At 49.1% G+C, this 18,630-nt stretch carries 23 protein-coding genes and 1 tRNA gene; 10 read left to right on the forward strand and 14 right to left on the reverse strand.

The window, feature by feature from the left end; all coding sequences use genetic code 11:
• Nucleotides 1-14 precede the first annotated feature (14 nt).
• The gene (locus FNY66_RS05170; RefSeq protein ID WP_150310483.1) at nucleotides 15-1,361 is read left to right on the forward strand and encodes a radical SAM protein; all 1,347 of its coding nucleotides are present in this window, start codon (nucleotides 15-17) and stop codon (nucleotides 1,359-1,361) included.
• A gap of 49 nt (nucleotides 1,362-1,410) precedes the next feature.
• Here the strand turns inward: FNY66_RS05170 and FNY66_RS05175 are convergent, their stop codons facing one another.
• Complete coding sequence (locus FNY66_RS05175) at nucleotides 1,411-2,277, reverse strand: LysR family transcriptional regulator (RefSeq protein ID WP_150310484.1); 867 nt, start codon at nucleotides 2,275-2,277, stop codon at nucleotides 1,411-1,413.
• A gap of 185 nt (nucleotides 2,278-2,462) precedes the next feature.
• Between FNY66_RS05175 and FNY66_RS05180 the strand changes: the two genes are divergently transcribed.
• From FNY66_RS05180 to FNY66_RS05200, 5 genes are all read left to right on the forward strand, one after another.
• On the forward strand, nucleotides 2,463-3,440 hold the full coding sequence (locus FNY66_RS05180; RefSeq protein ID WP_150310485.1) for a biotin--[acetyl-CoA-carboxylase] ligase: 978 nt from the start codon (nucleotides 2,463-2,465) through the stop codon (nucleotides 3,438-3,440).
• Between the two features lie 338 nt (nucleotides 3,441-3,778).
• Nucleotides 3,779-4,108 (forward strand): DUF6145 family protein, encoded by a 330-nt coding sequence (locus tag FNY66_RS05185; RefSeq protein WP_150310486.1) that lies wholly within the window; start codon nucleotides 3,779-3,781, stop codon nucleotides 4,106-4,108.
• A 19-nt stretch (nucleotides 4,109-4,127) separates the two neighbouring features.
• Nucleotides 4,128-4,775 carry an ABC transporter permease gene (locus FNY66_RS05190; RefSeq protein WP_150310487.1) on the forward strand — a complete coding sequence of 216 codons (648 nt, stop codon included), beginning with the start codon at nucleotides 4,128-4,130 and terminating at the stop codon, nucleotides 4,773-4,775.
• Entirely contained in the window at nucleotides 4,772-5,704 is a 933-nt protein-coding gene (locus FNY66_RS05195; protein ID WP_150310488.1) for a glycine betaine ABC transporter substrate-binding protein, read from the forward strand. The genes FNY66_RS05190 and FNY66_RS05195 overlap by 4 nt, the downstream gene beginning before the upstream one ends.
• Nucleotides 5,705-5,714: 10 nt before the next feature.
• Nucleotides 5,715-6,440 carry an ATP-binding cassette domain-containing protein gene (locus FNY66_RS05200; RefSeq protein WP_229409447.1) on the forward strand — a complete coding sequence of 242 codons (726 nt, stop codon included), beginning with the start codon at nucleotides 5,715-5,717 and terminating at the stop codon, nucleotides 6,438-6,440.
• Between the two features lie 44 nt (nucleotides 6,441-6,484).
• Here FNY66_RS05200 and FNY66_RS05205 read toward each other — a convergent pair whose 3' ends face one another.
• From FNY66_RS05205 to FNY66_RS05265, 13 genes are all read right to left on the reverse strand, one after another.
• Nucleotides 6,485-7,117 carry a V-type ATP synthase subunit D gene (locus FNY66_RS05205; protein WP_087150621.1) on the reverse strand — a complete coding sequence of 211 codons (633 nt, stop codon included), beginning with the start codon at nucleotides 7,115-7,117 and terminating at the stop codon, nucleotides 6,485-6,487.
• 54 nt (nucleotides 7,118-7,171) lie between these two features.
• A complete protein-coding gene (locus FNY66_RS05210) occupies nucleotides 7,172-7,423 on the reverse strand; it encodes a kinase to dihydroxyacetone kinase (RefSeq protein WP_087150620.1) in 252 nt (83 codons plus the stop codon).
• 33 nt (nucleotides 7,424-7,456) lie between these two features.
• Entirely contained in the window at nucleotides 7,457-7,846 is a 390-nt protein-coding gene (locus FNY66_RS05215; protein WP_087150619.1) for an HI0074 family nucleotidyltransferase substrate-binding subunit, read from the reverse strand.
• A complete protein-coding gene (locus FNY66_RS05220) occupies nucleotides 7,833-8,126 on the reverse strand; it encodes a nucleotidyltransferase family protein (RefSeq protein ID WP_087150618.1) in 294 nt (97 codons plus the stop codon). The genes FNY66_RS05215 and FNY66_RS05220 overlap by 14 nt, the downstream gene beginning before the upstream one ends.
• Before the next feature lie 46 nt (nucleotides 8,127-8,172).
• Nucleotides 8,173-8,613, reverse strand: coding sequence for a GNAT family N-acetyltransferase (locus tag FNY66_RS05225; RefSeq protein WP_087150617.1), 441 nt, complete (start codon nucleotides 8,611-8,613; stop codon nucleotides 8,173-8,175).
• Nucleotides 8,614-8,619: 6 nt separating this feature from the next.
• The gene (locus FNY66_RS05230) at nucleotides 8,620-10,005 is read right to left on the reverse strand and encodes a V-type ATP synthase subunit B (protein WP_087150616.1); all 1,386 of its coding nucleotides are present in this window, start codon (nucleotides 10,003-10,005) and stop codon (nucleotides 8,620-8,622) included.
• Nucleotides 10,006-10,020: 15 nt separating this feature from the next.
• A complete protein-coding gene (locus FNY66_RS05235) occupies nucleotides 10,021-11,787 on the reverse strand; it encodes a V-type ATP synthase subunit A (protein WP_150310489.1) in 1,767 nt (588 codons plus the stop codon).
• Nucleotides 11,780-12,367: a V-type ATP synthase subunit E gene (locus FNY66_RS05240; RefSeq protein ID WP_229409448.1), complete on the reverse strand. Its 588-nt coding sequence runs from the start codon at nucleotides 12,365-12,367 to the stop codon at nucleotides 11,780-11,782. The genes FNY66_RS05235 and FNY66_RS05240 overlap by 8 nt, the downstream gene beginning before the upstream one ends.
• A gap of 26 nt (nucleotides 12,368-12,393) precedes the next feature.
• Nucleotides 12,394-12,702 carry a V-type ATP synthase subunit F gene (locus tag FNY66_RS05245; RefSeq protein ID WP_087150614.1) on the reverse strand — a complete coding sequence of 103 codons (309 nt, stop codon included), beginning with the start codon at nucleotides 12,700-12,702 and terminating at the stop codon, nucleotides 12,394-12,396.
• A 98-nt stretch (nucleotides 12,703-12,800) separates the two neighbouring features.
• On the reverse strand, nucleotides 12,801-13,235 hold the full coding sequence (locus FNY66_RS05250) for an ATP synthase subunit C (protein ID WP_087150613.1): 435 nt from the start codon (nucleotides 13,233-13,235) through the stop codon (nucleotides 12,801-12,803).
• A 28-nt stretch (nucleotides 13,236-13,263) separates the two neighbouring features.
• Nucleotides 13,264-15,210: a V-type ATP synthase subunit I gene (locus FNY66_RS05255; RefSeq protein WP_087150612.1), complete on the reverse strand. Its 1,947-nt coding sequence runs from the start codon at nucleotides 15,208-15,210 to the stop codon at nucleotides 13,264-13,266.
• Entirely contained in the window at nucleotides 15,207-16,253 is a 1,047-nt protein-coding gene (locus FNY66_RS05260; protein WP_150310490.1) for a V0D/AC39 family V-type ATPase subunit, read from the reverse strand. The genes FNY66_RS05255 and FNY66_RS05260 overlap by 4 nt, the downstream gene beginning before the upstream one ends.
• A 3-nt stretch (nucleotides 16,254-16,256) precedes the next feature.
• The gene (locus tag FNY66_RS05265) at nucleotides 16,257-16,568 is read right to left on the reverse strand and encodes a hypothetical protein (RefSeq protein WP_087150610.1); all 312 of its coding nucleotides are present in this window, start codon (nucleotides 16,566-16,568) and stop codon (nucleotides 16,257-16,259) included.
• Between the two features lie 239 nt (nucleotides 16,569-16,807).
• Here FNY66_RS05265 and FNY66_RS05270 point away from each other — a divergent pair, with 239 nt between their 5' ends.
• The 4 genes from FNY66_RS05270 (at nucleotide 16,808) to FNY66_RS05285 (ending at nucleotide 18,469) form a co-directional block, all read left to right on the forward strand.
• The gene (locus FNY66_RS05270) at nucleotides 16,808-16,978 is read left to right on the forward strand and encodes an HAD family hydrolase (RefSeq protein WP_150310491.1); all 171 of its coding nucleotides are present in this window, start codon (nucleotides 16,808-16,810) and stop codon (nucleotides 16,976-16,978) included.
• Between the two features lie 66 nt (nucleotides 16,979-17,044).
• Nucleotides 17,045-17,695: a tRNA (guanosine(46)-N7)-methyltransferase TrmB gene (gene trmB / locus FNY66_RS05275; RefSeq protein WP_087150605.1), complete on the forward strand. Its 651-nt coding sequence runs from the start codon at nucleotides 17,045-17,047 to the stop codon at nucleotides 17,693-17,695.
• Between the two features lie 251 nt (nucleotides 17,696-17,946).
• Nucleotides 17,947-18,264: a thioredoxin family protein gene (locus FNY66_RS05280; protein WP_150310492.1), complete on the forward strand. Its 318-nt coding sequence runs from the start codon at nucleotides 17,947-17,949 to the stop codon at nucleotides 18,262-18,264.
• Nucleotides 18,265-18,396: 132 nt separating this feature from the next.
• Nucleotides 18,397-18,469: transfer RNA gene (locus FNY66_RS05285), tRNA-Lys, on the forward strand.
• Nucleotides 18,470-18,630 lie beyond the last annotated feature (161 nt).

An 18,630-nucleotide genomic window follows, 5' to 3' on the forward strand; every position in this document is an offset into this window, starting at 1 on the left:
AGGAAGAAATACAAATGGGAAAGTCAATCAGAGAAACAATGCAGGAATTTACAGTAAATCAGGCTCTCAATTACCTTGAAGGCAATCCGGAGGAGAACATCCCTAAGCTGATGGCTTTTGTGGACCGCCTGATGCCGAAAGACTGGTACACGAGCCAGAGAAACGCGATCAGAAGATCTATTGAAGAGAAGAATAACTGGTACCAGCTTATCTTAAGGCTCTATGAGCTGGATCCGGGCGTGCGCAGGGCATTTTTCCAGAACTTTATCACGAATGCCAGCCTGAAAGGCAGCGCCGTGCAGGATGAAATGTCGAAGAAATATAACTGCAATATCCCGTGGGCGATCCTGCTGGATCCCACGACGGCGTGCAATCTGAACTGTACCGGCTGCTGGGCGGCGGAGTATGGACACCAGTATAACTTAAGCCTCGAAGACATCGATTCCATCGTCCGGCAGGGCAAGGAACTGGGCACTTATATGTATATCTATACCGGCGGGGAGCCGACGGTGCGCAGGAAAGATGTTTTTAAAATCTGCGAGATGCACCCGGACTGCGAGTTCCTGGCATTCACAAACGGAACGATGATCGATGAAGAATTCTGTCAGGAAATGCTCAGAGTGAAGAACTTCGTACCGGCGATCAGCCTAGAAGGATTTGAGAAAGCCAACGACGGACGCAGGGGCGACGGCGTGTACCACAAAGTACGCCATGCGATGGAGCTGATGAAAGAGCACAAGCTTCCGTTCGGTATCTCGGTATGTTACACGAGCCAGAACTTTGAGGACGTCAGCAGCGAAGAGTTTTATGATATGATGATCGAAAGCGGCGCGCTGTTCGTATGGTACTTCCATTACATGCCGGTAGGTCACGGCGCTGTGACAGATCTCCTCCCGACGCCGGAGCAGAGAGAAGAGATGTACCGCCGCATCCGTCATTTCCGTGAGACGAAACCGATCTTCGGAATGGACTTCCAGAACGACGGAGAGTACGTCGGCGGATGTATTGCAGGAGGAAGAAGATACCTGCACATCAATGCAAAGGGCGATGTGGAGCCGTGCGTATTTATCCACTACTCCAATGTGAATATTCATGATGTCTCACTGTTGGATGCGCTGAGAAGTCCGATCTTCCAGGCTTACCACGACAACCAGCCGTTCAATAACAACCACCTGCGCCCGTGCCCGATGCTTGAGAATCCGGGCCGGTTAAAACAGCTCGTAAAAGAGACCGGGGCCGTGAATACGGATTATCAGGATCCGGAGAGCGTGGATGAACTGTGCGACAGATGCGTGCCGTATGCGAAGAACTGGAAGCCGACCGCGGATAAACTGTGGGAGGAGAGCCATCCGGAGAAATAAAAAGCGACAGGGCAAATCGCGATTGGGGACGTAGTCAAAGCGGATTTGACTACGTCCCCAATTCTCTGCACAGCATCAGGAATCGTCTTAATACCGGATGATCGTCATCATACCGGTAGTATACGCCAAAAGACATCTTCGGGATATCTGTAACGGGTATATATGTCAGATCCGGCTCCCGGGCCGCAATGATATCGGGATATAAAGTATAACCAATCTGCGCCTTGACAAGTGTCAGGGCACTTTCCATGTTTTCGGAAAAGTACCGCTGTTCCGGACGCAGTTTTGCGACAATACTGTTCTGGATCGAGAAGATCGGATCGGCGATCTGACGCGGTGAGCAGGCAATGATGCTGCCTGAGAGCTGATCCTTTGTCAGGGAATCGTATTGCGCCAGCGGATGTCCCGGGGAACAGATGCATGCCATGGGAGCAGAACAGAGTTCTCGAAAGTAGAGGGAGGACTTTTTCTGTTCTTCTTTTATGCCGAAAGCAGCGTGTACCTGTTTGTTTTCGACCTGACTCAGAAGGGAAGGAAAAGGAACGATCTGGATAACCGGGCGAAGCAGCGGAAAGAATTCTGTCAGTTTTTTCAGTATCGGCGGCAGCAGGTTTAACTCCATCCGGTTATGACATCCCAGTTCAAAAGGTATAAACTGCTCATGCTGACCGAGCCGTTCCTTTGCAGAAAGAGCTGTCTTCAGGATGAGCTGTGCATCAGGAAGAAACTGGATACCTTCCTGTGTCAGGGAAACACTTTTACTTGTGCGTTTGAATAATTTCACATCCAGCTCTTCTTCCAGTGACTGGATCTGGTGGCTTACGGCGGGCTGAGTGATCCGGAGAACTTCCGAGGCTCTGGAGAAATTCAGATGTTCTGCTACCGCCAAAAAGCACTCCAATTGTATCGTATTCATAGAAAACCTCCTGATCAAGCAGTAAATAACGATAAATATTATTTATAGATTTTATCATTGTTGGATTTTACATTCAAGGAAATACATGAAAGACAGATAGTATTTGATCTGTTATTATGTTAGAATACATCCGGAAGATGATTTCTACAGCAGATGTTTTAGCACTAAACATGGAGTGATTGAAAATGAAGACAGAAATCCTAAAACTGCTCCGGTCAACAGACGGATATGTCTCCGGGCAGCAGATCAGTGAACAGCTCGGTGTGTCCAGGGCCGCTGTGTGGAAAACTATCCGCAGGCTGCAGGATGAGGGGTATCAGGTAGAAGCTGTGCGAAATAAAGGTTATCACATCGTAGAGACTCCGGATGTGATGACAAAAGAAGAACTGGACAGCCTGATGAAGACGCGCTGGGCGGGAAGAAATATACTGTACTATGAAACAACAGACTCTACTAATCTGAGAATCCGCCAGGCTGGAGATGAAGGCGCACCTCACGGTACGCTGGCGGTGGCCGACAGACAGACGGCGGGACGCGGACGGCGGGGCAGGACCTGGGAGTCACCGGCAGGGAACAGTATTTATATGTCTGTTTTGCTCCGGCCTGATATCGCGCCGAATAAGGCGTCTATGCTTACAATCGTTATGGCGCTCAGTGTGGCGGAAGGGATTGGGCAATGGATTCCCATGATCCAGATCAAATGGCCGAATGACATTATCGTAAACGGGAAAAAACTGGTCGGAATCCTTACCGAGATGAGCGCGCAGGTTGACTATATCAATCATGTGACGGTTGGCGTCGGGATCAATGTTAATATGACAGAGTTCCCGGAAGAGATTGCAGATACTGCGACATCTCTTCGGCTGGAGTGCGGACATACAGTAAAGCGCGCGCCTCTCATCGCAGCGGTCATGGAGCGTCTGGAGGAGAATTATGAGATATTTCTGAAGACAGAAGATCTGTCCGGGCTTATGGACCGGTACAGCGCCCTGCTGGTCAACCGTGACCGAGATGTACGTATCATCGGGGAAAAAGAGACTTATCAGGCCCGCGCTGTCGGTATTGACCATACGGGAGAATTGCTCGTACGAAGAGAAGACGGAAGTATGGAAAAGATATATGCAGGCGAAGTGTCTGTGCGCGGCGTGTATGGATATGTGTAATCAGTCCGAGCATGCAGCATGGACAACCGGGGCGGCATGCAGATAGATCTGCAATGCCGAGCCGGTTGTCCATGGTATATGGTGGACGCCAAACAGCGAGATGAAGGCGCAAAGCGCGGAATCGAGCTGATGCATGCGAGGCTGGAAAGCAGCATAACCGGGGCGGCATGCAGATAGATCTGCAATGCCGAGCCGATTGTCCATGGTATATGGCGGATGCCAAACAGCGAGATGAAGGCGCAAAGCGCGGAATCGAGCTGATGCATGCGAGGCTGGAAAGCAGCATAACCGAAGCGGCATGCATCTGTCAGGAAAATATGATAAGAGAGGAGAATATTATGAACGAAGAAATCGTATTATGTGCAGCAAATTCCTATGAACAGAAATTTTATCTGAATCCGGAGTTTGACTCTCTGCCGGAGAATATCAGGCAGGAACTGCAGATCATGTGCGTATTGTATACAGAAGATGTGGGCGGAATCCTGATGCTCGTATTTGACGAGGCCGGGAATCTGGAACTGAAGGTGGATCATGAAGAAGGAGACTTTTTCTTTGATGAGATCGGGAGCGTGCTGAAGATCAAACAGCTTCAGCAGACGAAAAGAGAACTGTTTGAGTCGTTGGAGCTTTTCTTCAGGGTGTTTTATCTGGGTGAAGAACAAGAGTAACGTCTGAGAGGAGTAAAACGTGGATTTTTTACATGAAGTGATACAGCTTTATATCGAGAGGAAAGACTGGTTTCTGGAACTTACCGGCGCGCATATCACCCTTTCCCTTACAGCGGTTCTTCTGGCGGGAGTGCTCGGACTGCTGCTCGGGATCTGGATAGCCGAGTGCCCGAAAGTATCCGGTCCGGTACTTACCGTGGCAAACATCTGTTATACAATTCCGTCAATTTCTCTGCTCGGCATGCTCATTCCCCTGCTTGGGATCGGCAATCCAACAGCGGTTGTCGCGCTTACCCTGTACGGGATCATGCCGATGGTAAGAAATACATATGCGGGGATCACCGGAGTCAGCAGTGATATCGTCTCTGCCGCCGAGGCGATGGGGAGTACGAGGCTCCAGATCATGCTGAAGATCAAGCTTCCCCTTGCCATGGGCGTGATCATAGCGGGAGTCCGCAACATGGTGGTTATGACGATCTCGGTTGCTGCGATCGCATCGTTCATCGGAGCAGGCGGCCTGGGCGTGGCAATCTACAGGGGGATCACGATTTATGATACAGCGATGACATTTTCCGGCAGCCTGCTGATCGCATTGCTTGCAATTCTGTGCGACGGTCTGCTGGGACTTGTTGAGAAAAAGATAAAGAAAGGAATGCATTTGATATGAAATTAAAACGGATCACGGCAATGCTGCTTGCGGCTGCTCTTGTGACAGGACTTGCAGGGTGCGCCGGAAACAGTGGAACAGAAAGTTCAGGAAGTAAAGAGGGCGAGCCGGTGAAGATCGCCACCAAGCCTATGACGGAACAGTTTATCCTCGGGGAAATGCTGAAGCTCATGATCGAGGAGAAAGCAGGATATGAGGTGGAGCTGACCAAGGGGATCGGCGGCGGGACAAGCAATATACAGCCCGCAATGGAGAAAGGCGAGTTTGACCTGTATCCGGAATACACATCGAGCGGATGGATCCTTGTGCTCGGGCATGAACCCGGAGATGTGTCCTCCGATGAAGAAATGTTTGAGAAATTGAAAGAAGAATATGAAGAGAAGTATGATATGACATGGGTGGGGCTGTACGGACAGAATAATACCTATGCCGTTGTCGTGCGTTCTGATACGGCGGAAGAGTATGGATTGGAGACCTGCTCCGATCTGGTAAAAGTATCCGACAAGCTCGTATTCGGCGGTAATCCCGATTATATCGAGCGTGCGGACGGACTCCCGGGCGTGTCCGAGGCTTACGGATTTGAGTTTAAGGATATTATGGATATCGATATCGGTCTGAAGTATGAGGCACTCAGGAACGGAGATATTGACGTCACGAACGGCTACACAACAGATGCGCAGATCAGTCAGGACGATGTGATAGCCCTGAAAGACGATAAGAACTATCAGGTAAACTATTTCTGCTCAACAGTAGTCCGCGAGGATGCATTGGAAAGATTTCCAAAGCTTGAAGAGACGCTGGAACTTATGGACGGGATCCTGACAGACCAGAAGATGGCGGAGCTGAATTATCAGGTGGAAGAGGAAGGCAAAGACGAGGCTGACGTCGCAAGAGATTATCTTGTGTCAGAAGGCGTCATTGAAGGATAGGAGACAGGTTATGGAAATGATTCGTCTGGAACATGTGTCAAAGAGTTTCGGCACACAGAAAGTGCTCGATGATCTGAGTCTTTCCGTAAATGAGGGAGAGTTCCTCACTGTGATCGGCAGGTCGGGCTGCGGCAAGACAACGATGCTGCGCCTGATCAACGGACTGCAGAAACCGGACAGCGGCGATGTGTATGTGGAAGGTCTGAATATTAAGGACGCGGATCTGATCGCACTGCGCCGCAGAACCGGATATGTGATCCAGAATAAAGGGCTGTTTCCCCATATGACGGTAGAGAAAAACATTTCTTACGTCCCGGTGATCAGCGGACACAAAAATAAAGAAGAGAACCGCAGAAAGGCGATCAGACTGTTGAAGCTGGTGGGACTTGACGAGTCTATGGCGGACAGATATCCGTCTGAGCTGTCCGGAGGGCAGCAGCAGAGGGTAGGGATTGCACGGGCGCTTGCGGCAGAGGCGAAGCTGCTTCTCATGGATGAGCCTTTCGGAGCATTGGATGAGATCACAAAACGGGCCCTGCAGGATGAAATGCTGGCGCTGCAGGAAAAGCTGCATATGACAGTCGTGTTTATCACACACGATATCCGGGAGGCTATGAAACTGGGAGACCGTGTGCTTGTGATGGAACAGGGAAGAATTGCCCAGCTTGATACGCCGGAGATGATACGCAGGCATCCCGCCGATGCATTCGTGAGAGAACTGACCGCATCCGATTGATGCGGGGCTGTTGACACGGGCGGGACCATAGGGAAAGACAGCCCTTACTGGCGGGCTGTCTTTTTCTCTTTCATACGTTTGATGACTTTCAGCCTCGTAAATTCCTCGCGCTCTTTTTCTTCCAACGCGTTGGTGATCGTATACACGAGGGAAGAGTACATCGGAATCGTGATATTCTGAAGCGCATTTGCGCGTTTCTGCGTTTTCTTAATATTGCTTGCAAGGCGGTAGGCTGCGTTTTCCACCATGGACAGCTTGATCGTCAGATCTTTCACTTTCCGGAATGCTTCTCTTGCTTTGTCGATGGATTCATGCGTTGTGCTGAATGAATAGGTCGGCTTGCCGGCATCCGGTACATATTTCACATGGGGGATCTCTGTCCCCATGATACTGCGCGTCTGGATCGTAATGGAATTCTCGATCGGCACGGTGTAGGCGAGCAGCTCTACGTTGCTGATACCGTTCTCGATATTTGCACTCTGGAGACACTGGTAGGCATAGGTGAAAGTAGTGTCGATCTCTTCCTGGATCGTGCGCGCTTCATCGATCAGATCCATCAGCTCGCGGATCAGGATATTCCGTTTTTTATCCATCAGGTCATAGCCCTGTTTTGCAAGTGCCAGCGAATTCTTCGCAAGCATTAAGTTACCCTTTGTGGGAAATGTACGCGGATCCATGAAATCCCTCCTGTTATCAATAATTCAGTCAGTGCCTGTCTGCAATTGTATACTTTAGCCTTTCAGTCCTCTTGCCTGTCTGTCCATATCTTCGATCACGATATCGTAAATCTCGCCGAGGGTGGAACAGTATTCCAGAACTTTCCATGGCTCGTTTGTGTGGAAGTGGATTTTAACGAGCTCTTCATCGCCGACAGCCAGCAGACAATCGCCTTTGAAATGCTCTGTAAAGTAATCGCTGATCACATCTTCGTCCAGGTCTTCACCCTCGATCAGCAGTTGTGTATCATATTTGAATTCCAGCATAAAAGTTCCTCCCTTGTAAATATTACGTCGTCATTAAAGCCAGTTTTTATCTATTTCGTTTTTTAATGCACAAAACATATCATAAAAATCTGATTTTGCCTGTCTTACAATTTCAAGAGCAATTTCTTTGTTATAAGAATGAGTTACATTGTTGCGTTCATGGAGAGCCTTAAGCCAGAGGGTCTCATCTTTTATCATTCCGGCCTCATATGCGGTTTTCAGTATTGTTTTTGGAGAACCTGTAGCACTTTGCTCATATCCGTGCATTTCCAGTACTGCTTTTATGAGCTTCCATGCCTGTTCAAAACAGACTTCATACAGACCGACAAGACCTGTCAGTATGACAGTGTCATAAGGTTCATCATAATTGTAGATTTCCTGCATATTTGTGAGGGCGGAGCAGAAGTTTTCATACTTTTTCATAGAGTACTCTCCCTTCTTTTTGGATAGCATCAAGTAATTCCGGATGTACAATGCGGTTCAGGTCAACAATATCAAATTTAAGAAGAGTAGAAGTATCTTCATCAATATCTAACGCAAATCGGTCAAAATCACCGCCGCTTACTGCGAGATCAATATCGCTTGTCCGGTGATAGTCGCCCCGCGCTCTTGAACCGAATAAATATATCTTCTCAATCTGATATTTTTCTGCCAGTATTCGGATTTCTTCGATAACCTGTTCGCGGATACCTGTGTTATTCATAGTTTTTACTCCTGTTTGGGATATTTGTCCGGACAGTGTCCTTAATTCAGTATAGTGATTTTTCCATGTAGATGCAGGTGAAAGTCCCGCCGTGTATTATTCTGTCAGGATATGCGGCATATCCCAGCTTCTCGTAGAAACCGACGGCTGTATCCCGGCTTTCCAGCACGGCTTTTGTACAGCCGAGAGCAAGCGCCCACTTCTCCGCCTCCATTACTGCCTGACGTCCGAGCCCTTTGCCTCGGTACTCGGGGAGTACGACGACGCGTCCGAGCATCATGGTTTTATCGCCGTATTCATACAGCCGGCAGGTCGCGACTGGAAAATCATCATCCAGCAGGACAATATATTTGGCGTCCGGGGTATCGTGCCCGTCAAATTCTTCGCGCAGAGTGATATGATACTGCTTTGCCATTGCCTGGATCCGCACATAATATGCACCTGCGTGCTGCCAGGTCTCGACAGCACGCATAACCTGTATGCTCATCTGCTCCTACTCCTCAGACATCGGCTTATAGTACTTATCAAGTATCCTTGTATCCACTCTGTCCAGTTCTTCTCTCGGCAGTCTTCCGAGCAGTTTCCAGCCAAGATCCAGAGTCTCTTCCATGCTCCGGTTCTCATCCACGCCCTGTCCGATATATTTCTCCTCGAATTCTTTTCCGAATTCCAGATATTTCTTGTCAATCGGGGAGAGCTCGTCTTCACCGATGACGGAGGAGAGGTTTCTCGCATCACCCACTTTGGCGTAGGCGGAGAAGAGCTGGTTCGCCAGATCCTGGTGATCTTCCCTTGTGTAGCCCTCGCCGATACCGTCCTTCATCAGACGGGAGAGGGATGGCAGGATGTTGATCGGCGGATAGATGGACTGCCCGTTCAGCGGGCGGTCAAGTACGATCTGCCCCTCAGTAATATATCCGGTCAGGTCAGGGATCGGATGGGTGATGTCATCGTTCGGCATGGTGAGGATCGGGAGCTGTGTCACCGAACCGTTCACGCCCTGCACGATGCCCGCGCGCTCATAAAGAGTTGCGAGTTCACTGTACAGGTATCCCGGATAACCTTTACGGCTGGGAATCTCGCCCTTGGAGGAGGATACCTCACGCATCGCCTCTGCAAAGGATGTCATATCCGTCAGGATGACGAGGATATGCATGTTCTGTTCGAATGCAAGATACTCGGCCACGGTAAGCGCTACCTTCGGCGTGATCAGACGCTCGACGACAGGATCGTTTGCCAGATTCAGGAACATGGCAACGTGGTCCGCAACACCGCTCTCTTCGAATGTGTTTCGGAAGAAGTCTGCCACGTCATGCTTTACGCCCATGGCAGCAAATACGATCGCAAACTGTTCGTCGGAGTTTTCGCCGAGCGAAGCCTGTTTTACAATCTGCGCGGCGAGCTGGTCGTGGGGAAGTCCGTTTCCGGAGAAAATCGGGAGCTTCTGACCGCGGATCAGCGTGGTAAGACCGTCGATTGCCGAGATGCCGGTGTGGATATAGTTTCGCGGATATTCCCTGCGCACCGGATTGAGCGGAAGGCCGTTCACATCCCGCTTCAGGGTGGAGACGATCGGTCCCAGATCATCGATGGGCTGCCCGATGCCGTTGAACGTACGGCCCAGCATATCCGGGGAGAGTGCAATCTCCATAGGATGTCCGGTGAGTTTTGTGTGAGTATTTTTAAGAGACATATTCTCAGAGCCTTCAAATACCTGGATGACGGCTTTGTCCTCATATATCTCTACGATACGTCCGATTTTGTGCTCCGTGCCGTCCACGACGAATTCTACGATCTCATCGTAAAATGCATCCTGTACGCCTTCAAGAGCGATCAGAGGTCCGTTGATGCTGCTTAAGCCCAGATATTCAATTGACATGATATTCGGTCCTCCTTATGCGTTTTTCTCCAGTACCCGCTGATAGAACTCATCGATATCACGGTGGTACTGGGCGAACATTTCCAGACGGTCATTGGGCACATCATATTTGATAGAGATGACCCGGTCGAAGATGTTCTCGGATTTCAATACGGACATCGGGTGTCCCATAGTAACGAGAGTGCGCGCCTGCTTGTAGAGATACAGGATGGTGTCCATCATGAGGAACTGCTTTTCCATCGATACACAGGTGTCATCCTTGTGAAATGCATTCTGCTGCAGGAAACCGAGGCGGATGACACGGGCGATCTCCAGGACCAGTTTCTGGTCGTCCGGGAGCACGTCGCTTCCAATCAGCTTGACGATCTCAAGCAGACTGCTCTCCTGGTTCAACAATGCCATGAGCCGGTTCCGGTAGGAGACAAACTGGGGTGAAACATTATCCTGATACCAGTGACTTAAGTCAGTCAGGTATTCACTGTAGCTGGTGAGCCAGTGGATTGCCGGGAAATGTCTCGAGTATGCAAGGCTCTTATCCAGTCCCCAGAAACAGCGGACGAAACGCTTTGTGTTCTGTGTGACAGGCTCGGAGAAATCCCCTCCCTGCGGGGAGACCGCTCCGATGATAGTGACAGAGCCGTCAGTTCCGTTTAAGTTGTGCATCATGCCTGCACGCTCATAAAATGCGGACAGTCTTGACGCAAGGTATGCCGGGAATCCTTCCTCGGCAGGCATCTCTTCCAGTCGGCCGGAGAGCTCTCGGAGGGCTTCTGCCCACCTTGATGTGGAGTCAGCCATGATCGCCACGTCGTACCCCATATCGCGGTAATATTCCGCCAGTGTCAGACCGGTGTAGATACTCGCCTCACGGGCAGCCACCGGCATGTTTGAAGTATTGGCGATAAGTGTGGTACGGTCCATCAGAGGATTTCCCGTCCTGGGGTCGGTCAGTTCACCGAACTCTTCCAGTACCTGTGTCATTTCGTTTCCACGCTCGCCGCAGCCGATGTAGATGATGATATCTGCATCCGCCCATTTTGCGATCTGATGCTGCGTCATGGTCTTGCCGGTACCGAAACCTCCGGGGATAGCTGCAGTTCCGCCTTTTGCGATGGGGAACATAGTATCGATGATACGCTGCCCGGTGATCAGCGGTACAGACGCCTGAAAACGGTGGTGCGTCGGTCTTGGTACGCGGATAGGCCACCGCTGTGTCATTGTAAGTTCTTTTTTAGTGCCGTTTGAGAGTTCCAGTGTGACAAGAACTTCATCAATCGTATATTCGCCGTCAGGAACGACGTCTGTTACAGTACCCTCCACGTCAGGGGGGACCATACATTTGTGTACGATGGCGTGTGTCTCGGGCACTTCGGCGATGATGTCGCCGCCGTGGAGATACTGCCCCTTTTCTACAGTGATATGTGTCTGCCATTTCTTTTCTTTATCAAGAAAATCAACGCTGACACCTCTGGAGATAAATGCTCCGGCGGAGTCTGCTATACGCTCGAGCGGGCGCTCGATACCGTCGAATATATTGTTCAGGATACCGGGAGCAAGAGTGACGGAGACGGGGCTGCCGCTTGCCACGACTTCCTCGCCGGGGCGAAGACCTGACGTCTCCTCATAAACCTGTATCGTCGTTCTGTCTTTATCAAGGGCTATGACCTCGCCTACAAGCTGCTGTTTTCCTACATAGACCATCTCGGACATGCGGAAACCGGTATTTCCCTTCAGGTAAATGACGGGGCCGTTTATGCCATAGATCTTTCCGGTATTAAGCAATTCCGTCACCTCCTAAAAACATAAATTTGTCATATTCATTGCGCAGCTGTGTTTTAAATGAATTGTCTATGAGGATATTGCGGGAGCGGATGACTGCGCGCACTCCGCCGATAAAGTCCTCTGCACTGATCGTGAGCCGGACTCTTGTAGCATCCTCAAGGTCAGAACGTTTCTTCTCGTCCGACGGATTGATATAGATCACGACAGGGTCTTCGCCGGCGTATTTGACCGCCTGGCGGATGCATTTGACAAGAAAATCGTTATAGTCTTCTGTCTGCATATAATCCTGTACAAGGCTGTTGGCCTCTTCAAATATCTTATCTTTCAGTTCCTGCTGCACCTTTCCCTGGCGTCGTTTGATCTCGAGCTGGGACTTTGCAGTCGCCTGATTTAAAGAAAGTTTGGCATTTGTCGTCTCAGCCTTGATCCGTGTCTCGGACTGCCGCAGTGCTTCTGCCTTATGATCTTCAAACACTTTTTCCAGCGCTTCCCGGTGGGAATCGATAATGGCATTTCCTTCTGCGCGTGCCTGTTCCATTGACGTGGACTGCAGGTGAGCGATCTTTTCTTCCAGGGTCAAAAGGAATCCCTCCTTTTTGTTAATAGTTATAATTTCAGACCGATAGCATCGGTAATATATGATGTGATAAAGTCCTTTTTTCGTCCCGTTCCGTGTCGGTCGGGAATTTCGACTAAAAGCGGCATCTTTCGCTCCAGCCGGAATGTGTCGATAATATCGGGAAACTCCCTGCCGAATTTTTCCGTCAGCAGTACGATCCCCACTGTTTTGTCAGTGAGCACATCTTCCAGGGCGTCTCTAAGCTCATCGCGTTCGTGCACGACGACTCCGTCCACTCCGGCAAGGCGCATGCCCGTGTAGGTATCGACATTATCACTTATAAGAAACATTTTCATGATTTGCCTCCTACCCATAGAAAGATCCGGCCAGCCGTGCCTTGCGGGCAAGCCCGCAGATCTCGTCAGCCCGTATCTTTCTGCACGGCTGACTGGTGTTACAGGTTTCCTAAAATCATGAAGGAGATGATCAGTCCGTACAGGCAGACACCTTCCGCCAGACCTACGAAGATCAGTGATTTACCGAGTACGCTGGAATCTTCGCTGATCGCTCCGAGCGCTGCGCTTGCTGCGCTTGCAACTGCGATACCGCCGCCGATACAGGAAAGACCTGTAACGAGCGCTGCTGCGAGATAACCGAGTCCTGTTGCGAATCCGCTGTCAGCTGTTACTGATCCGGCAGCCTGTACGTCCGGTCCGCCAAGCAGCATGATCGTGGCGATGGCAAATGCACCGAAGAAGAAAAATGCGTTAGTTCCGATCGCGCGTTTGTAGCGCTTCTTTGATTTCTCGCCGAGCAGATAGTAGCCGAACGGAACGATGATGCTTACGATCAGAGCAATGATAAAGATGATTTTTGTTGCTAAAGTCATGGTAGAATCCTCCTGATTTCTTTATATATTATTTTTTCGATGTTTTTGTATTCTTCTTTGTATACGGATCAAACGCGTGACCGCTGCCTTTGTAGAAGCGGCTGAACATCTCGTAGTATTCCAGACGGAGTACCTGAATGCCGACGATGAGTCCCTCGAATCCGCACACGAACAGGTTGCCGAAGATAACGCCGATCCAGTTGGGATTGCCGCTCTCCGCGCCTGCAAGCTGCAGGACTACTTCCATGATCGCCGCATGGCTGACAGCAAATGCGCCGATACGGATAAAAGAGATTGTATTTGAGAAATAACTCAGGAGAGTCTCAAACATCTCGAAAAATCCCTGTACGATGAACATTGCCTTTCCGGTTTCCATCTTGTCGGTCCGTTTCTGTATTGTTTTTGTGAGAGGCTCCCTGAAGAGCATTACGATCAGCGGTACGCCGAACATGATCGCCATCACAATGCCGCCCGGAAGAGGGTTGCCTGTCATGAAGAGTATGATGGTTACTACGACTGCGACATAGAAGACGAGTCCGGCGACGCCGTTCGGTTCAAACCAGCCGGCCTCGATATCTTTGCTCTTCGCGGCATTGATAATATGCAGTATCATCGCTACTATAATAAGGAACATACCGAACGCCACTGACACGATGAATACTGTGTTCAGTTTCCCGAGGAACGGGAGTGTGGTCATGTGGTCGATCGGCCGTATCCACAAGGCGGGCAGTACGTCTTCAAATCCGAAAATACTGCCGAACAGGAAGCCGAATATCGTGGAGAATATACCGGCCGAAGCGATGATTCCCGCCAGAGGTGCCTTCTTAAAGTGATAGATGAGAGCACCACCGATAAGGAGCAGAAGTCCCTGGCCTACATCTCCAAACATTACACCGAAGATAAAGGAATATGTGATGCCGATGAATACAGTCGGGTCCATCTCATTATGCGCCGGAAGCCCGTACATCTGGACAAACATTTCGAAAGGTTTGAACAGTTTCGGGTTTTCCAGTTTGGTCGGCGGTTCGCCGAAGTAAGCGTCGTGGTCGTCCTCGACTACGACAAATACTTTATCGTCTTCCTCGACTTCTTTTAAAAATTTCTCTACATCATCTTCAGCCATCCAGCCGCAGAGAATGTAGTAATCTTCTTTATTGTCTTCCATCCGCGCTGCAAGTTTGCGGACATCAAAGTTATTGGACAATTCTTCCAGACGATTTCTTGCAGCTATGAGCTGAGGAGCCCTGTCCGCGAGCATCTCGCCGGCCTGTTTGTCCAGATCGTCTATCTCCAGATTGACCCGGGCGATTTCACGTTCGAGTGACTGGTAGGCATATGCCGGAGTGCCCTCGAATTCATCTTTGAGTTCGACCCGCTCAAAGTGAAGCGAGCGGAATACAGCATCCACTTTCTGTGCCTCCGAGGGAGAAACAAAATAAGCCCCGTACACGAAACTCTCATCTCTCTCGCCTTCAACGAAGATGGCATTTAAGTCATCCATGAGATATTTCTGCATCTTGTGATAGAATTCCACAGCGATACGGCCGAACCGATAGGTGATATACCGGTAATTGAGTACTTTGTGGAGATCACAGTCCACGGGACGGAAAGGAGCGATGACCTGCTGTTTCGTGCGAAGCTCCTCTATTTTTTTCTTTAATTTTTCTTTCTTTTCCTGAAGAGTCTGATAATCTTCATTTGCCTTGCGCACGAGCTCAAACATGTCGTCAAGGCCCAGATTGGTTGCAGGAGTTACATCGTCTGCATTGGGAAGATACCCCACAAACTGGTCTGCCTTGGCAAGTACATCGCGGTACGGATTGATCTCCACGAAAGGTCTTAAATTGTCCACGGTCTTCAGCTCTGACAGCGCGGACTCAAGCTGGATCTCATAACGTGAGAGATACAGGTCGGTCACACGGTCGATATCATTCCTCGGACCGGATATGTTGATGAATTTCATTTTAACGATCATTGGGTTTTACCTCCAACGTATGCCAGCGTCTCGCCCGGTGTCAGACTGTAACGTACACATTCCATGGCGGTCGTCAGCTTTTTGATTTCCTCTTCCTTTAAGAAGAGATAAGTGTTGATCACGGCAATCGAATAAGGATTGCGCCTGCGGTCAAGTGTATACAGATAATTCAGGCAGTCCAGATACATCTGCTCGATGGTCAGCTGCTGCTTGAAATTATAGTGGCGCGCGTAAGTTGTCCTCGCCACTGCCGTCTCGAACTCCTCAAGTCCGGGAGCCTCCACCAGCTCTTTGACAAGATCGGTAGAAAGCTTGTAGTGGATCGGAATGAGAAGCAGGTAAATGTCGGCGGGCTTCATATTATAATACTTCTTTGCCCGGTAGATCCACTGCAGGTTCAGCAGGTCGATCTGGGAGCCGCGGTCCCGCATGAAGAGTTCCAGATCCGATTTCTTTAAGACTTTTTTCTGTTCTTTCCATGTGGAAGTGAACAGATAGAGGTCAAGAGTGAGCGTGTAATCGTACAGAGTTACATTCTGTGAATCTTTGAGCTTTTTTAAAGGAGCGTAATACTCTGTATCTTTTAAGTTCTCCACCAGCTCATCCGTAGTCCTTGAGGTGATGAGTTTCTCAATTGAGATCTGCGAATAGCGGTCGAAAAATGCCCGTTTATAGTTCAGGTCAAACGGTTTCTTATAGCGGTTGATCACAATGGTCAGGCAGTAATCGATCAGATCCACTTCGTAGCTCTTCATGATCAGTTTCATGAAGCGCCGCTGTTTCTGCCCGCAGAAGCGGTAGATCTTCGTGTAATCGTGGTAGAGCGACTGAGTCAGGACCTTCTCGATATTTCCGCGGTGGATCTGATCCTCGTTCAGCGTCTCAAGAGCGCCGGCATAAGCCGTGTTCTTCCTGAGATATTCTGCAATCTCCGGGACGCTTCCGAGGTTCGCGATCTCGACAAACTGCTCAGGCCTTAAGAGTTTGGCTTCCATTGCCCGGATCTTCGTCGCGATCCCGCTGTATGCAAGTAAGTTTCCCATAGGCTACACCTCGGTGATCCGTTTTAATATTTCGCGGGCATATTCTGTGTGCTTCTCTTCATATTCTTTCCGGAGTGAACGTATCAGCTCCGTACTGGAATCACTCTGGCTGTCGAGAATACTGGAAGTCCTGCTTTCCAGTTCTGCCCGGATAGCGTTTAGGCGGGCTTCTGTCTTCTGCTCAAGTTCTGCGTCAAATGCTCTCCGCTTTTCATCATATTCACGATTGAGAGCATCTTTCTGATCTTCAGCATGCTGCACGATAGCTGACGCTGCATCCTCGATTTCCGTCAATTTGTTTACAATAGAGTCCATATAAAGCCTCCTGTTTGTGACAAAATCATAATATACTTTATCATACACCATTTCGCGGAAAATGCAAGTTAAGAAAAATTTATGTTATGTAAAAAAGTGAATAGTAAAGGAGCCCTTTGACAGGCTCCTTGAAATCGCTTATTTTTTGACAAGAGTTTTTACGATGTAGGCGCTTAGGAGAACGCCCAATACCGCAAATACGGCCATCATGATGAATACGATCCTGTATCCCGAAGGAGATGGTGTGCTGCGGCGACAGCTACAATGATATCGCGATGCTGCAGTATGCGGGACTGGGTGCAGCCATGGCGAATGCTCCGGACAAAGTTAAGTTTATCGCGGATTATGTTACAGAGAGAGATAACGATCATGCCGGGGTGACAGAAGTGATAGAGAGGTTTTTCCGTTAATGCTTTGACCGGTCTTCTTTGTCATGATATGATGATAGCAGAAAATCAGGGCAGGGAGGACGATATATGAGATTAAGAAATATACCGCGGGCCGAAGGAACACTTCAGGCCCATAATATAGTAATAAAAAGACCCGAGGATCAGAAAGGCTGCTGGAAGCAGGTGTTCGGAAATAAACATCCTATACGGGTTGAGATCGGAACGGGAAAAGGCCGTTTTATTCTGAATATGGCAAAAGAGAATCCGCAAATAAACTTTGTGGGAATTGAGAGATATTCCAGCGTACTGCTGCGGGCAGTTGAGAAATTTGATACAGATGAATTCAAAGAGCTGGAGAATGTGAGGTTTATCTGTATAGATGCAAGAAGGATAGAAGAAGTATTTGCGAAAGATGAGGTGGACAGGATCTATTTGAATTTTTCTGATCCATGGCCGAAAGCAAGACATGCCAAGAGACGGCTTACTTCTACAGAATTTCTTGAGAGATACCAGAAAGTACTCGTGCCGTTTGGCAGGCTGGAGTTTAAGACAGACAATACGGAGCTGTTTAATTTCTCGCTTGAACAGATGAAAGAGGCCGGCTGGACGCTTCAGGGATTCACGTATGATCTTCATCATAACGAAGAGATGAACAGTGGGAATATCATGACGGAATATGAGGAGAAATTCTCGGGGAAAGGAAATCCGATCAATAAGCTTATTGCAGTGAGAAAATAGTGAAATATCCGGCAAACGGACACGTTTCTGTCCTGAGGGCATATAATAATTTATAACTCCTCAAGAGGCAGGTGTATTATTTTGAGAAAAAAATGCTGGAAAACATGTGCCGGAGAAATATTCTACTGTAAGCCATGGCTCAACCGTCAGATTCTCTGTATCCGCAAATCTATACTGGAAGTGTCTAAGATACTGAATTCAGGCATCTGCCACGGGCACGATAAAAATAACCGGGAAGGCAGGTGCTAGACATGGCTGTCAAACAAATCGATCCGAAAAGTTTTGAGGCAGAGGTGAGCAGGTCAGAGCTGCCTGTGCTGCTGGAATTTTATGCCTCCTGGTGTCCGCGGTGCGCAATGATGGAAGACGTGCTGGAACAGTTCACAGCGGAACAGAGCGGCAGAATCAAAGTGTACAGCATGGAGGAAGAACAGGCAGCACAGCTTATGGAGTATTATGGAGTGGATAGAGTTCCGGCCTTTTTGGCCTTTTACAATGGAAAAGTGACGGGAGTCATTGTGGGTGGCACATCAAAAGAAGCGCTGGAAAGCATGTTTCGGCGTAAATAAACGACTTTTTGCACTGTTCAACGCAGAATCTGCAATTAAAATAAAGATTGAGTAAAAAAATGTAAAAAAAAGCTTGCATTTTTATAAACTGTCGTATATAATAACTTTTGCGTTGTTTGATACGTAAGATAAGCGCGATTAGCTCAGCTGGCAGAGCACCTGACTCTTAATCAGGGTGTCCAGGGTTCGAACCCCTGATCGCGCACTTAGAAATCGCTGTTTTTGCAGACATAGAAGCTGCGGGGACGGCGGTTTTTTACGTTAAGCATTGAGCAACGCGCACAGAAAAGAGGAGCGGACTGAGGAATGCTTGCATTCCAGAAGTCCGCTCCTCTTTTCTGTGCATGTGGCGAAAGCCACGACCGA

Origin of the sequence: Mediterraneibacter catenae, from assembly GCF_008691045.1 — a bacterium.
GTDB classification, from domain to species: domain Bacteria; phylum Bacillota; class Clostridia; order Lachnospirales; family Lachnospiraceae; genus Mediterraneibacter; species Mediterraneibacter ornithocaccae.